The organism is Mycobacterium sp. IDUB_3 (genome assembly GCF_055419585.1).
Window position 1 is genome coordinate 1,106,349 of the sequence record NZ_JBVAXZ010000001.1, and the last position, 13,939, is coordinate 1,120,287.

Here is a 13,939-nt window from a genome sequence, read left to right on the forward strand (position 1 = left end):
GTCAGACCCCAAACGAAAGCGATTCCTACCGGCCTTCGACCGCGCTTCACCCCACAGCTCCGACGCGTAATAATGCAAAGATAAGCCAATAGCCGCCAGCTAAGCAGATCCCCTTCCGTTGGAGAGCTTGTCGATGGTCACACGCCCGAAGGTCCGCCGCGACGCCACAGTCGATTTCGACCATCATTCCGACGCGTTCAACCTCAACGAGCTGGCCGTCAATGCCGAACTGCGGCAACGATGTCCGGTCGCCTGGAACGAGAACTACGACGGCTTCTGGTACCTCAGCAGCTACGACGCCGTCAGCCACACCGCCCGCGACGGCGACACGTTCGCCCACAAATACGAACCCAACGCACCAGACGGCGTCGACTACCAGGGCGAGATGGGCGTCCCGCGCCCAGACGGCCAACCGGCCCTGGGCATCGGCGAGGTCGACGGCCCCTACCACCAAGCTCTGCGGCACGCGCTAGCCCCGTTCTTCTCGCCCGGCGCCGTCGAGAAACTCAAGCCGTTCATGGAGCAATCCGCGCACTGGTTCCTCGACCAGCGCATCGCCGACGGACACATGGACCTGGTGCTCGACTACGCCAGCCCGGTCCCGGCCATCCTGACCATGAAGCTGATGGGCCTGCCCTACGACAATTGGCACCTGTACGCCAACCTCTTTCACTCCGTCATGGCGGTCCCGCAGGACAGCGACGAGTACGCCAGCGCCATCGCCAAAGTGCCGGCCATGATGGAAGAAGTGCTCGAGTTCGCGGCCAACCGACGATCCGACGCGCAAGAAGACCTGACCAGCTTCCTCATTCAATTCGAATTCGACGGACGCCGCCTCACCGACGAACAGCTGCTCAATATCCTGTGGAACCTCATCGGCGGCGGCGTCGATACCACCACCTCCCAGACCGCGCTCACGCTCAAACACCTGGGCACCCACCCCGACCTCAGGCAGCAGCTCATCGACCACCCCGAGCTCTACCGCACCGCCACCGACGAATTCCTGCGCTACTTCTCGGTCAACCAAACCCTCAGCCGCACAGTCACTCACGACGTCGTCCTCGGCGGCCAATGCCTCAAGAAGAACGACCGCGTCGTCATCAGCTGGCTATCGGCCAACCACGACGAAAACGAATTCGACCGGCCCGACGAGATCATCCTCGACCGCGCACCCAACCGCCACGTCGCCTTCGGGCTGGGGCCGCACCGCTGCATCGGCTCGCACCTGGCCCGGCTGATGTCGGCCGTGATGGTCAAGGTCGTCCTCGACCGCATCCCCGACTACCAGGTCGACATCGACAACGTCCACCAATACCTGGGCAACCCGAGCATGACCGGGTTGGGCACGCTCCCGATCACCTTCACGCCCGGGACAACCCGGGAAACAGCACGACCGTGGTAACCGCTCAAAGCACTTGAGCCACAACGCCTGCGATCAATTCGTCGGGCGCTTGAACAATCCCGACAGCGGTCAGTTGGCCCCCGATGGCAAGTGACGCGATGCCGTGCACCAGCGACCAGAGCGGCGCGGCAACGTCTCGCGGATCCCGACCCTCGACGATCCCCGCCTCCTGACATGCGGTGATCGCGTCGAGCAGGTCGCCAAACGCCTGCTCGCCGGCGACCGCCATGCCCGGCTGCTCGGCCTTGAGCGACTCTGCCCCGAACATCACCTGATAGTGGTCGGGATGGGCGACGGCCCATTGCACATACGCACGACCGAGCTCGACAACCCGCTCCTTCGGATCCGATGCGCGCTCGGCGGCCGCGGCCAAAGCGGCGTGCAGTGCGTGGAATCCCTGTTCGGCGACGGCGGCCAGCAGCTCGGCCTTGTCGGCGAAATGCCGGTAGGGAGCCGCGGCGCTGACGCCGGCGCGGCGCGCCGCTTCCGTGAGGGTGAATCCTTTCGGCCCCTTCTCGGCCACCAGCGAGAGCGCGGCGCTGGTCAGGGCGCGTTTGAGATCACCGTGGTGATAGCTCTGACGCTGCGCTCGCTTCACTGCCATGTTGACGACATTAACATTAAGGTCTATGTTAATGCTATTCACATCGGCGAACCCAGGGAGATGAAATGTCGAATCTGCTTGAAACCACGTCCACGCTCGCCGGCACCCGCGACCGGGAGAAGACCGCCGACCTGCTCGGTCAGGCGCTCGCCCAGGGCTACCTGCAGGTGGGCGAGTACGACCAACGGCTGCAAACGGCGTTCCAGACGCACACGGCCCAAGAGCTACGTGAACTCGTCGCGGACCTGCCGCTGGATCGCATCCGGCGTCACGACCCCCGCCGGCGTGCCGCTCGCATCGCCGCGGCCCGGCGCGGGGTGCGGGCTCACCTGGCCGCGTATCTCGCCATGGTCGTCATCGTGCTCACCGTCTGGGCAGCCGTCGCCCTGACGACGGACGCCACCTACTTCTGGCCGATCTGGCCCATCCTCGGCGCGGGAATCGGGCTCGTCAGCCACGCCGTGTCGACACCGCGCGGCAAGCAAAGCCGTTGAGAACCAGCACTACTCGCGAGGAGGAGTCATGACGTACACGGCAGTGGTTACCGGCGCCAGCTCAGGGCTGGGCGCGATCTTCGCCGAACAACTGGCGCAGCGGGGTTTCTCGTTGGTGTTGGCCGGGCGGGACCAGGCCCGGCTCGAGGCCGTCAAGCAACGGATCGGGCAGGGCACCGACGTCGAACTGGTCGCCGGCGACCTCGGCACCGACGACGGCGTCGAGGATCTGATCGCCCGCTTGAAGGGACGGGTGATCGACGTGTTGGTCAACAACGCGGGCTTCGGCACCTACGGCCCGTTCGCGGAAATCGACGCCGATCGCGAACGCGAACTGGTCACCGTCAACGTCGACGCACCGGTCCGCCTGACCCACGCGGTGCTTCCCGGGATGCTGGCCCGCGGCCGCGGCGGGATCTTGAATGTCGCCTCCACCATCGCCTTTCAGCCCGGCACCTATCAAGCCACCTATGGCGCCTCGAAAGCGTTCGTGCTGTCGCTGAGCCAGGCGTTGTGGGCCGAGACCCGCGGCTCTGGTGTCACCGTGACCGCGCTCTGCCCGGGGCCCACCCACACCGGATTCGTCGATGCACTCGGGTCGGACGTCTCGCACACCGCCGTCTACCGACACCTCGCCGCACCCGGACCCGTCGTGGCCGCCGGGCTGCGCGGTCTCGACCGCGGCCGCGCGGTGGTCGTGCCCGGCTGGCGCCACCGGATGATGGTGACGGGCGGACGACTCGCGCCCGGATGGCTGTCGGCGCTTATGAGCGGGCGGATGTTGCGGCCCGCGGCGGCACCGGCAAAGACGGCGTGATCACCTCGCGCCCGCAGCTTTTCGCCGTGGCGTTACACGCGCGACGTGCTGGCGCCGGACCTATAAGCCAATTTCAAAAGCGCTATCTTCATGGCCGGCAAGCCGTTTAACAAAGTGACCTTTGTGGCTATGTAGCCGTGGCGTATTGCAGCACGGGTTCGGACGAATCGACGTGCCCAAAGCTGATGATCCGCAGGCGGTTCGGCCGCACCTCGTAGACGACGCCATCGACCGGATTGGTGACGTCGAATCCGTTCTCGACCTGCTCGGCATTGGAGAGTTCGAGGTGTGCGCCGTCGCGGATACGCTCGCCGCGGTAATAGTAAGTCCCACTGAGGTTCTTACACACCACCGCCAGTGACTTGGCAGTTCGCACCACCAAGGCCGGCGGGTTGCCCGGATCGCAGCGGGCCGTCTCGCCCACGAACCCTAGCCCGTCGGCGCCCTTCACCGGACGCGACAACGTCGGCGTCAGCGGCGGCGGGGTCGTCGAGGACGGGGGTGCCGCCACCTGTGCAGACGAAAGCGGCGGCGAGGCCGGACCGTTGTGATGAGTCCCACCAACCAAATTCACCGACAACAGCAGCCCCGCGATCAACACCACCGCCGCCACGACGCCCACCACGAGCGGTGTGCGGCCGATCGCCGGCCACCGCCAGTTGCGTTTGGGCGCCGGAGGCGGCTCGGGGCTGTCGGTGGGCTCGTCGAGTTCTGCGAGGGAGACGGTCGGCAGCGGGCGCGTCCGGGGAGGAGGACCGCTTCGACCGGCCGCGGCACCCACCGGCTCGTACGCCGCGAACACCGCCTCACTGGCGGCTCGGGCGAGTTCACCCGCGGAACCGAACCGCGCGGCGCCCTGTTTGGCCATACCGCGGGTGATGATGTCGTCGTACTCCCGGCCGACGCCGCGGCGCATGATGCTCGGCCGGGGCGCCGGCGCCAGCAGGTGCTCGCGCTTCAGCTCCCCCGCGTCGTCGCCCTCGAACGGCGGCTGGCCGGTGAGGCACTCGTAGAGCACGCACGCCAGCGAGTAGATGTCGGTCTGCGGCCCGATGCGGCCCGTGGTGAATCGTTCGGGCGCCATGTAGGTGCGCGAGAGGTTCTCGTCGCCGGCGGCCTGGGCAATGCCGAAGTCCGCGAGGTAGGTGAAGTGGTCGTGGGTGAGCAGGATGTTCTCGGGCTTGACGTCGAGGTGCACCAGCCCGGCGGCGTGCGCGGCGTCCAGGGCGCGCGCCACCTGCGCGGTGATCGACGCCGCGCGCGACGGCTCCAATCCACCCTGCTCACGCAGCAGATCCTTGAGGCTGCCCCCGTCGTCGACCAGGTGCATGTCGATGAAGGGCACCCCGTCGATCTCGCCGAAGTCGTGCAGCGGCAGGACGTGGGGCTCCTGCAATCGCGTCACCTTGCGGCACTCGCGCCAAAGACGTTGCTGGAAGCCAGGGTCCGCGGCCGTCTCGCCACGTAATAGCTTGAGCGCGACCATCCGGTCCTTAACCGTGTCGTACGCGCGGTAGACCTCGCCCGTTGCCCCGGTGCCGATCACTGATCGCAGCTCGTACGGCCCGAACCGGGTACCGAGCCGCGAACCGCGGGACGAGGAGGTCAAGTCAGCAATCCTTTCTCAAAACAGTCCAGCCCGCGAATTCCCGAATCGGACGTCGACATAACGTGCGGAGCCTCACGCGTGTCGCTACTCCGAGACACCGCTGGTGACCGCTATTGTTTGGCGGCCGGCTCGCGCTCGCATCACCAACGGCACCGGCCTGCGCGATACCGCGCCAGTCCCACCCTAGCGGCAGCGGTGCTGCCGACGCATAGCGCACGAGTCGCAAGCGCATCACCTCTGATCGGCTATGAGTCTCTGAGCCGACAAAGCTCGTCGAGAATGCGCCAATGCACTTCGCGGTGGGGCGGGTGTCGACTTCTGGCCCACAGCCATGTCTTGCTCAACGTGGCACAGCTGAACGATTGCGTTATTCCTTGCTTGCAAGCGACTCTGCTACTTGTTCGCCCTTGGGTGTCAGTTGGAGCCATATCGTCAAATCCCACAGCGCAGGTTCGTCATAGTGGGTGACAAAGAGGTCATAAACGCGGTCCATAGCGGCGTCGATCGAAAGATCCCAGGGAACCACTCGTTCGTCGGAAGCGCCGAGTATGTCGCCGATCTTCATAAGGCCATCGTCAAGCAGAGATCGTATCGTGCGCAGTACCACGTCCTGCTGGTCAGCAACAGTCTCGGCCAGCTGTTCGCGTCTTATTACCGACGTGACGTGCGCCATCGGGAGGCAGTTTCCCACGGCATCAGACAACAGCCGAACACGCAGGCGATCCTGAGCGCTGCACTTGGCGTCACCATATTCGGGATGCCGATCATTGGGTCGAGTCATGGTTGCTCCATTGTCCCAGTCCGTAGCTTGCTAGCCCCGGGCGTCATTCTTGTGGGCCTTCGAATTCTTCTGGAATCTCACCCAGTAGCGGCCATTTGTGGTCCAGAGTGTGCGGAATGTGGATCGGGTGAGGACCCGTGGCAGGTGAGTTGGGAGGCAGGCCGCCGAAACCTGGCATTGCCCCTCCGCCTGCTGTCGCACCGGCCGAAGGTTTGGGCGGCGGTGGTGCTTCGATTGGGCCACGCACCGGCGTTTGCGGGGTCACTGCAGGTTCGCCAGCCACGGGTGTCCCTCCTGGCCGCGGCGCACCGGGCGCCGGTATCTCCGGGACGCCCCCTCGGGGGTTGACGTGAACCTTCGTGTAGCCACCTTGATCGGGGATGTTGATGTCCAATGCGGGTTTTCCGTTGGACTCGGCGGTCCAGCGCTGCCCTATCGTCGTTCCGTCGGGTAGCCGGTACTGAGTCCCCTTGCTGGGGTCGCCGTACCCATTCGGAGTTTCGACCCCATGCTGTTTGGCCCACTTCCACAGATTCTGAAGATCTTCCACTGACCGCACTTCTTTGACGAACGGTTGGTTGCCGACGGGCAGTCCGTCAAGTACCCCGCGGATATCACCGCCACTCGGGCCGCCGATAGACCCGGCGTTCGATTGACCGTCGCCACCATCTTGTTTCCAAGTGCGGTCGACAGCTTGGACATGACCGTTGCGCGCCGGTAAAGAGCCGACATGCGCCGGGCTTGGCGGGAAGGTGTCGCGGATTCCAGCTACGGCGGCGATTATCTTGCCGGCGACTTGTTGATCCAGGCCCACCAGTTGTGCGGCGCGCTGACGGATGTCGCCGGCCAAGGCTTGTGCTGCGGATTGCCGGGCGGCTCGCTGCCCGGCTGTACCGCCCCTGATACGGTCAGCGACCGAAAGGTCTTCGCCCACTTCAAACCCCGCAGCGCGTGCGTCCTTGACGGCGTAGCGCAGGCGGGAACGGGCCGCATACAGATCCGAGGCCGCGCTTCGCGCGACGCGGGCTGCAGCCTGTAGCTGGTCGACTGCTGCACTGGTGGTTTGCAGGTCGGCATGCGTCGCTCTACGCAGCGCATCGGCGGCTTCGCCGCGCCAATCGACCGATGCGGCATCTCGCCAGACCTGGTGGGCTACTCCATAGTTGCGCTCGCCGACGATCTCCCAGTGGACGGCCGCCTCGGTGAGATGCTCCGTCGGCCAGGCCAATAGCGTCGACAGGCCAGGCACCCCAGCAACCGCTGCCATTGCTACACGCTGATAACCGACTGGCCTACCGCAGCAAGGTCGGTGGCCGACTCAGATTCGTTGGCGACATAACCCGTATCGGCTTGGTCCACGCCGGCGACCCGCGCACTCACCTGTGCGGCCAGCCCCGCGGTGAAGGCGGCAATATCGACCTGGGCACCGTTCACGGCGGCCACGCTAGGCTGCCACGACGACCCCAGCGCCGTGGTGGCGACGGTATCGTCCAGACCGTCCATCAAAGCCGCCCACCGGGTCGCCATGGCCTGGATACCCGCGGTATCGACACGCATCGTTTGGCCCACAAGCGGAAGCGTAGGCCGCACGTCACACGCCTGCCAGTCACTAAAGCTGCGCCCTCTACCCCCGTCACGCCGATCCACCGAAATGCGGTAGTTACCCGCCGCCGGATGAAGAGTAAGAATGAACCGGGCTGTATGAGAAACACGGTAGAGATCGCTACTACGGCGATTCTCCACGATCCGTACATAAGCACTGCCCGGCCAGAGATCTGCCGTCCGGCACGTAAGAAGGTGAGGCCTTCGATGACCGACATGGCGGCGCGGTTCGCGGAGATCGTCGGCGCGCACAACCTGCTTACGGGCGACGCCATTTCCGACGACTACTCGCACGACGAGGTGCTGACCAAGCCGCCGCAAAAGCCGGCATACCTGGCCAAGCCCGCGACCGCCGACGAGGTCGCGCGACTGCTCAAGTGCTCCACGGAAAACCACGTACCGGTGACGGCCCGCGGATCGGGCACCGGCCTGTCGGGCGCGGCGATCCCCCGCGCCGACGGGCTGCTGATCTCCTTCGAGCGCATGAACGCCGTGCTGGAGGTCGACGTCACCAACCAGGTCGCCGTCGTGCAACCTGGCGTGACGCTCTCCGAACTGGACGACGCGACCGCCGGCACCGGGCTGCGGTACATGGTCCACCCGGGCGAGCTGTCGTCCAGCGTCGGCGGCAACGTTGGCACCAACGCCGGCGGCATGCGCGCGGTCAAGTACGGCGTCGCCCGCCACAACGTGCTCGGGCTACAGGCCGCGCTGCCCACAGGCGAGCTCATCCGCACCGGCGGAAAGATCGCCAAGGTCTCCACCGGCTACGACCTGACCCAGCTCATCGTCGGCTCCGAAGGCACCCTGGCCCTGGCCACCGAGGTGATCGTCAAGCTGCACCCGCGCCTCGATCACAGCGCCACCGTGCTCGCCCCGTTCGCCGACTTCGACCAGGTCATGGCGGCAGTGCCCAAGATCCTCGCCAGCGGCCTGGCGCCCTACATCCTCGAGTACATCGACAACGTGACGATGGCCGCGCTGGGGCACACCCAGAATCTTGATCTGGGCGTCCCGGACAGCATCCGCGACAGCTGTCAGGCCTATCTCGTTGTGGCGCTTGAGAATCGGACCAGCGACCGGCTAGGCGAGGACGTCGAGAAGACCGGCGAACTACTCGCCGAGCTGGGCGCGGTCGACGCCTACGTGCTCGAGGGCGGCTCGGCGCGCAAGCTCATCGAGGCGCGCGAGAAGGCGTTCTGGACGCTCAAGGCGCTCAACGCCGACGACCTCATCGACACGGTCGTGCCGCGCGGCGCGATGCCGAAGTTCCTCTCCGGCGCAAGGGGTCTGGCGGCGGCGGCCGGTGCTGCCGCGGCGGGCTGCGGGCACGCCGGTGACGGCAACGTGCACCTGGCCATCTTCTGCCCGGACCCGGCGATCCGGAAGAAGCTGTTGACCGACATCTTCGTGCTGGCAATGGAATTGGGCGGCGCGATCTCCGGAGAGCACGGCCTGGGCCGCGCCAAGGCCCCGTACTTCGTGGAGCTCGAGGACCCGGTCAAGGTCGACCTGATGCGCCGCATCAAGGCGAGCTTCGACCCAGCGGGCATCCTCAACCCCGACGTCGCGTTCGCTAGCTAGGCCCCGTAACCATCGGCATCAAGTAGTTGCGCACGTACTCGCGGGTGTCATCGATCGTCGCCAGGTTGATGCTGGTATGGGGAGTCACGATGAACGACAACGTAAGCCGGGTGTGCAGCTCCGCGACGGTGCGCAGGTGACGCTCTTGGGCCTTCGTGGTTTTTGACGTGCCGTACAGCTCGGTGCGCAACAGCCCCACCGTGTGCTCGGTCGCGTAATCGAGGATGGCGCCTGCGTCGATGGTCAGGCTGGGCAGGATCATCTCCGGCTCGGTGCGCAGCAATTTCTTGAGCAGAGCGTGTTCCCGCATGAACGTCACCGAGAACACCGTGCTGTAGACCATGCGCTCTTCGAACGTCGCGCCTCGCGCCCAGGCCTGCGCGTCGCCCTCGAGGTAACGCCGCGCTTCGGCGAGCACGACGGCATCGATGAGCGCCGCCTTGGTCGGGAAGCGCCGGTACAGGGTGGCGCGGCCGACGCCGCTGCGCCGCGCGACGTCTTCCATGGTGATCCGGCGTATGCCGACGAGTTCGGCCTGCTCGATGGTGGCGGCCAGGATGCGGGCGGTGATCTCGTCGGGGTTGACGACCTGAGCAAGCACGACGGGGTCGGGCTCGGTGAGGCGACGGACGAACTCCGCCGTTCGCGTCGTTGTCATCGATCCCTCCTTGCCGGTTCGTCGCGGCCGTCGTATCGTAGCCATCGAAGCGTGCGAGACATTGAGAGTCTCATTGTATCGCATGTTGCATCTCCGGCAGGCCTTTCGGGAGGGATCGTTATGCGAGTCGGACTCAGGGCCCGGTGGGCGGCCATGCACGGAGTGCCGCGGGCGTACTTCGCCGTTCAGGCCCGCCGCGGCGACCCATTAGCCCGGCTACTCCGCACCAGCACCTCGGGCGACGACCGCTACGCGCTCATGGAGGAGATTAGGGCGCGCGGACCGGTGGTGCGTTCCCCGTTCGTGTGGGCCAGCGTCGACCACGCGGTATGCCGACAGATTCTGCGCGACAAGCGCTTTGGCGTCACCGCGCCCACCGAGATGGAGCTACCCGGGCCGTTGAAGAAGCTCATCGCCAAAACCGATCCCGGCGTGGCCAATCCGGTGGAGCCGCCCGCCATGGTGATCGTGAATCCCCCCGATCACACCCGCTACCGGCAACTGGTGGCTCAGAGTTTCACTCCGCGCGCCATCGACTCGTTGGATACCCGGGTCGTCGAGGTGACCATGGACCTGATCGAACGCATCGCCGCCACACCACAGCCCGATTTGATCGCCGACTTCGCGACACAACTGCCGGTCGCCATCATCGCCGAAATCCTTGGCCTGCCGACCGATTCCTACCCTCGCATGCTGGCGTGGGGCCGCAGCGGCTCCCCGCTGCTCGATATCGGGATCGGCTGGAAGACGTACCGCGACGCCATCGACGGCCTGCGCGGCGTCGACGACTACCTGCTGGAGCACTTCCACAAGCTGCGCGCCGACCCACGAAGTGACAATCCGTTCGGCCGCATGGTCGCCGACGGCTCGCTGAGCGACCGCGAGCTCACCGCCAACGCCGCGCTGATTATCGGCGCGGGCTTCGAGACGACGGTGAACCTAATCGGGAACGGCATCGTCCTGTTGTTGCACCATCCCGAGCAATTGGCGCTGCTGCACGACAATCCGGATCTGTGGCCGAGCGCCGTCGAGGAGATCCTGCGGCTTGCCAGCCCCGTGCAAATGACCGCGCGCACCCCGAGTTGCGACGTCGAAATCGCCGGAACCCACATTGCGGCCGGCGACATGGTCGGCCTGTTCCTCGGTGGCGCCAACCGGGATCCAAAAATCTTCACGGACCCAACCAGGTTCGACATCACCCGGCCCAACGCGCGCGACCACCTGGCGTTCGCGTCCGGCATCCACGCCTGCCTCGGTGCCGCCCTGGCCCGCATCGAGGGCGCGACCGCGCTGCGCGCGCTCTTCGAAAGCTTTCCCGATCTGCGCCTCACCGCTCCCCCACAGCGGCGGGGGCTGATCAACCTGCACGGCTACACCCGGCTGCCGGCCCAACTCGGCGGTCGCAGAACAACTTCCGCCAAACTTCCCGTCTAAAACTCAGCTACGCAACGGCTCTCGGCGGATCGCCGGTGTGACGGAGGCGTCCACGTCGGTTTCTTCATTGTCGGCGAGCCATCGTTCGGCGTCGATGGCGGCCGCGCAGCCGCTGCCGGCGGCGGTGATGGCCTGGCGGTAGGTGCGGTCCACCAGGTCCCCGGAAGCGAACACCCCCTCAATCGAGGTAGCGGTGGTGCGGCCCTGGACCAGCACGTAACCCTCGGGGTCGGTCTCGAGCACCTCGCGCACCAACTCCGAGCGCGGGTCATGCCCGATCGCCACGAACACCCCGGTCACCGCCAACGTCGACACCTTCCCGGTGATGGTGTCACGCAGCCGCACACCGGTCACGGTCTGCTCACCCTCGACCGCCTCGACCGCCTTATTCGTCACGATGGTGATCTTGTCATTGGCCTTCGCGCGCTCCAGCATGATCCGCGAGGCCCGAAACTCCTCACGCCGGTGCACCAACGTCACACTGCGAGCAAACCGGGTCAAAAACGTGGCCTCCTCCATCGCCGAGTCCCCACCCCCGATCACCGCAATATCCTGACCCTTGAAAAAGAACCCATCACAGGTCGCACACGAACTCACCCCACGCCCCAGCAACTCCTGCTCACCAGGCACCCCCAAATACCGCGCCGCAGCACCCATCGCCAAGATCACCGACCGCGCCCGCACCGTCTCACCCTCAGCGGTCGTCACCGTCTTGACCCGACCCCGCAACGACACCGATTCGACGTCTTCCATCCGCAGATCCGCCCCGAACCGCAACGCCTGCTCACGCATCTGATCCATCAACTCCGGACCCGTGATCCCCTCCCGAAACCCCGGGAAATTCTCCACCTCAGTGGTCGTCATCAACGCCCCACCAAACGACGTCCCCTCAAACACCACCGGCGCCAACTGCGCCCGCGCCGCATACAACGCCGCGGTATACCCAGCAGGACCCGAACCAATAACGATCACATCGTGGACGTCGGAGGAGCTCATAGGCGGCCACACTACTGCGAATCCGCCCAATCCCTCTGGCCGCCAAGGCAAAGGCGTGAAGCAGCGCACACAACGCCCAGTTGTGCCTTCACAACACATGACCTCTACTGACGCCGCCGCAACTGGTGCACCATGGAACTCGCGACCCGTGGGTCCAACGACGAACTTGCGGGTGCCTACAGACCCAACATCATCGCGATGCCGCGGCCCGCCAGCCCGCCTTGCGGCCGCACCACGGCCGATCTGAGGCCCACTCGGGCGCCACGAGGAATGAGAACGCCACATGACCACCGCACGTCCCGCCAAGACCCGCAACGACGGACAGTGGGCGCTGGGCGATCGCGAGCCGCTCAACCACGCCGAGCAGTTCAAGAGCGACGACGCGCCGCTCAACGTGCGCGACCGCATCATCAACATCTATTCCACGCAGGGCTTCGACAGCATCGCCAAGGACGATCTGCGCGGGCGGTTCCGCTGGATGGGCCTCTACACCCAGCGTGAGCAGGGTTACGACGGCAGCTGGACCGGCGACGAGAACACCGACAAGATCGAAGCCAAGTACTTCATGATGCGGGTCCGCTCCGACGGCAAGGCGATGACCGCGCACACGATGCGCACCCTGGGCCAGATCTCGACCGAATTCGCCCGCGACACCGCCGACATCAGCGACCGGGAAAACCTGCAGCTGCACTGGGTCCGCATCGAGGACGTCCCCGAGATCTGGCGGCGGCTCGAGTCCGTGGGCCTGCAGACCACCGAAGCCTGCGGCGACTGCCCCCGCGGCATCCACGGTTCGCCGCTGGCCGGCGACTCGCTCGACGAAATCCTCGATCCGTCACCCGCGATCGACGAGATCGTCCGGCGCTCGCTGAACAACCCCGAGTACGCCAACCTGCCGCGCAAGTACAAGACCGCGGTCTCTGGCCTGCAGGACGTCTCGCACGAGACACATGACATCGCGTTCGTCGGCGTCAACCACCCCGACCACGGCCCCGGGCTGGACCTGTGGGTGGGCGGCGGCCTGTCGACCAACCCGATGCTGGCCCAGCGGTTGGGCGTGTGGGTACCGCTGGACGAGGTCGCCGACGTCTGGGAAGGCGTCACTCAGCTGTTCCGCGATTACGGCTACCGCCGGTTGCGCGCCAAGGCCAGGCTGAAGTTCCTGGTCAAGGACTGGGGAGTGGAAAAATTCCGCGAAGTTCTCGAACAGGAATACCTCAACCGCCGGCTGATCGATGGACCGGCGCCCGCGCCGGTCAAGCACACCATCGACCACGTCGGCGTGCAGAGGATCAAGAACGGCCTTAACGCCGTCGGCGTCGCGCCGATCGTCGGGCGCGTATCGGGCAGCACCCTGTCGGCGGTGGCCGACCTGATGGAGAAGGCCGGCTCCGACCGGGCGCGGTGGACCCCGTTCCAGAAGCTGGTCATCCTCGACGTCGCCGACGACAAGGTCGACGAGCTGGTCGCGGGCCTGGAAGCGCTGGGCCTGCCGTCGCGGCCGTCGTCCTGGCGCAAGAACACCATGGCCTGCACCGGAATTGAGTACTGCAAGCTCTCGTTCGCCGAAACCCGGGTCCGGGCACAGACTTTGGTGCCCGAACTGGAACAGCGCCTGGCCGACGTCGACTCCAGGCTCAACCTGCCGATCAGCGTGCACCTCAACGGATGCCCGAACTCGTGCGCCCGAATCCAGGTGGCCGACATCGGGTTCAAGGGTCAGTGGATCGACGACGGCGACGGCAACTCGGTCGAGGGTTTCCAGGTGCACCTCGGTGGCGGCCTGGGCGAGCAGAGCGGTTTCGGCCGAAAACTGCGCCAGCACAAGGTCACCAGCGCCGAACTGGGCGACTACATCGACCGGGTGACGCGCAAGTACCTCGACGGACGTCAGGACGGCGAGACGTTCGCGTCCTGGGCGCTGCGCGCCGACGAGGAAGAGCTGCGCTGAGGCCGAG

13 protein-coding genes are annotated in these 13,939 nt (G+C 66.0%); 6 read left to right on the plus strand and 7 right to left on the minus strand.

Features of this window, described 5'->3' with window-relative positions; all coding sequences use genetic code 11:
• Positions 1–133: 133 nt before the first annotated feature.
• Positions 134–1,402 (plus strand): cytochrome P450, encoded by a 1,269-nt coding sequence (locus ACZYVJ_RS04765; RefSeq protein ID WP_463829976.1) that lies wholly within the window; start codon positions 134–136, stop codon positions 1,400–1,402.
• 4 nt (positions 1,403–1,406) lie between these two features.
• Here the strand turns inward: ACZYVJ_RS04765 and ACZYVJ_RS04770 are convergent, their stop codons facing one another.
• A complete protein-coding gene (locus tag ACZYVJ_RS04770) occupies positions 1,407–2,006 on the minus strand; it encodes a TetR/AcrR family transcriptional regulator (protein ID WP_463829977.1) in 600 nt (199 codons plus the stop codon).
• A 65-nt stretch (positions 2,007–2,071) separates the two neighbouring features.
• On the opposite strand from ACZYVJ_RS04770, the gene ACZYVJ_RS04775 reads away from it, so the two are divergent.
• Both ACZYVJ_RS04775 and ACZYVJ_RS04780 read left to right on the plus strand, forming a co-directional pair.
• Positions 2,072–2,500, plus strand: coding sequence for a DUF1707 domain-containing protein (locus tag ACZYVJ_RS04775; protein ID WP_463829978.1), 429 nt, complete (start codon positions 2,072–2,074; stop codon positions 2,498–2,500).
• A gap of 28 nt (positions 2,501–2,528) precedes the next feature.
• The gene (locus tag ACZYVJ_RS04780) at positions 2,529–3,317 is read left to right on the plus strand and encodes an SDR family NAD(P)-dependent oxidoreductase (RefSeq protein WP_463829979.1); all 789 of its coding nucleotides are present in this window, start codon (positions 2,529–2,531) and stop codon (positions 3,315–3,317) included.
• Between the two features lie 127 nt (positions 3,318–3,444).
• Here the strand turns inward: ACZYVJ_RS04780 and ACZYVJ_RS04785 are convergent, their stop codons facing one another.
• The 4 genes from ACZYVJ_RS04785 to ACZYVJ_RS04800 all read right to left on the minus strand — a co-directional run bounded on the left by ACZYVJ_RS04785 (position 3,445) and on the right by ACZYVJ_RS04800 (position 7,276).
• The gene (locus tag ACZYVJ_RS04785) at positions 3,445–4,926 is read right to left on the minus strand and encodes a serine/threonine-protein kinase (RefSeq protein WP_463829980.1); all 1,482 of its coding nucleotides are present in this window, start codon (positions 4,924–4,926) and stop codon (positions 3,445–3,447) included.
• 367 nt (positions 4,927–5,293) lie between these two features.
• Positions 5,294–5,707 carry a hypothetical protein gene (locus ACZYVJ_RS04790; protein WP_463829981.1) on the minus strand — a complete coding sequence of 138 codons (414 nt, stop codon included), beginning with the start codon at positions 5,705–5,707 and terminating at the stop codon, positions 5,294–5,296.
• Positions 5,708–5,750: 43 nt separating this feature from the next.
• Positions 5,751–6,974, minus strand: a complete 1,224-nt coding sequence (locus ACZYVJ_RS04795; protein WP_463829982.1) for a hypothetical protein — start codon at positions 6,972–6,974, stop codon at positions 5,751–5,753.
• 2 nt (positions 6,975–6,976) lie between these two features.
• A complete protein-coding gene (locus ACZYVJ_RS04800; protein WP_463829983.1) occupies positions 6,977–7,276 on the minus strand; it encodes a hypothetical protein in 300 nt (99 codons plus the stop codon).
• A 240-nt stretch (positions 7,277–7,516) separates the two neighbouring features.
• On the opposite strand from ACZYVJ_RS04800, the gene ACZYVJ_RS04805 reads away from it, so the two are divergent.
• Positions 7,517–8,893, plus strand: a complete 1,377-nt coding sequence (locus tag ACZYVJ_RS04805) for an FAD-binding oxidoreductase (RefSeq protein ID WP_463829984.1) — start codon at positions 7,517–7,519, stop codon at positions 8,891–8,893.
• Here ACZYVJ_RS04805 and ACZYVJ_RS04810 read toward each other — a convergent pair.
• Positions 8,886–9,551, minus strand: a complete 666-nt coding sequence (locus ACZYVJ_RS04810) for a TetR/AcrR family transcriptional regulator (protein WP_463829985.1) — start codon at positions 9,549–9,551, stop codon at positions 8,886–8,888. The genes ACZYVJ_RS04805 and ACZYVJ_RS04810 overlap by 8 nt on opposite strands.
• Positions 9,552–9,671: 120 nt before the next feature.
• Here ACZYVJ_RS04810 and ACZYVJ_RS04815 point away from each other — a divergent pair, with 120 nt between their 5' ends.
• Positions 9,672–10,985: a cytochrome P450 gene (locus ACZYVJ_RS04815; protein WP_463829986.1), complete on the plus strand. Its 1,314-nt coding sequence runs from the start codon at positions 9,672–9,674 to the stop codon at positions 10,983–10,985.
• Between the two features lie 3 nt (positions 10,986–10,988).
• Here ACZYVJ_RS04815 and trxB read toward each other — a convergent pair whose 3' ends face one another.
• Positions 10,989–11,981, minus strand: a complete 993-nt coding sequence (trxB, locus tag ACZYVJ_RS04820; protein ID WP_463829987.1) for a thioredoxin-disulfide reductase — start codon at positions 11,979–11,981, stop codon at positions 10,989–10,991.
• A gap of 283 nt (positions 11,982–12,264) precedes the next feature.
• Between trxB and ACZYVJ_RS04825 the strand changes: the two genes are divergently transcribed.
• A complete protein-coding gene (locus ACZYVJ_RS04825) occupies positions 12,265–13,932 on the plus strand; it encodes a nitrite/sulfite reductase (RefSeq protein ID WP_463829988.1) in 1,668 nt (555 codons plus the stop codon).
• Positions 13,933–13,939 lie beyond the last annotated feature (7 nt).

Excerpts from the sequence above, each read along its gene's own strand:
- ACZYVJ_RS04765 (WP_463829976.1), top strand. The coding sequence starts at position 134 with ATGGTCACACGCCCGAAGGTCCGCCGCGACGCCACAGTCGATTTCGAC.
- ACZYVJ_RS04770 (WP_463829977.1), bottom strand. The coding sequence starts at position 2,006 with ATGGCAGTGAAGCGAGCGCAGCGTCAGAGCTATCACCACGGTGATCTC.
- ACZYVJ_RS04775 (WP_463829978.1), top strand. The coding sequence starts at position 2,072 with ATGTCGAATCTGCTTGAAACCACGTCCACGCTCGCCGGCACCCGCGAC.
- ACZYVJ_RS04780 (WP_463829979.1), top strand. The coding sequence starts at position 2,529 with ATGACGTACACGGCAGTGGTTACCGGCGCCAGCTCAGGGCTGGGCGCG.
- ACZYVJ_RS04790 (WP_463829981.1), bottom strand. The coding sequence starts at position 5,707 with ATGACTCGACCCAATGATCGGCATCCCGAATATGGTGACGCCAAGTGC.
- ACZYVJ_RS04795 (WP_463829982.1), bottom strand. The coding sequence starts at position 6,974 with ATGGCAGCGGTTGCTGGGGTGCCTGGCCTGTCGACGCTATTGGCCTGG.
- ACZYVJ_RS04805 (WP_463829984.1), top strand. The coding sequence starts at position 7,517 with ATGACCGACATGGCGGCGCGGTTCGCGGAGATCGTCGGCGCGCACAAC.
- ACZYVJ_RS04810 (WP_463829985.1), bottom strand. The coding sequence starts at position 9,551 with ATGACAACGACGCGAACGGCGGAGTTCGTCCGTCGCCTCACCGAGCCC.
- ACZYVJ_RS04815 (WP_463829986.1), top strand. The coding sequence starts at position 9,672 with ATGCGAGTCGGACTCAGGGCCCGGTGGGCGGCCATGCACGGAGTGCCG.
- trxB (WP_463829987.1), bottom strand. The coding sequence starts at position 11,981 with ATGAGCTCCTCCGACGTCCACGATGTGATCGTTATTGGTTCGGGTCCT.
- ACZYVJ_RS04825 (WP_463829988.1), top strand. The coding sequence starts at position 12,265 with ATGACCACCGCACGTCCCGCCAAGACCCGCAACGACGGACAGTGGGCG.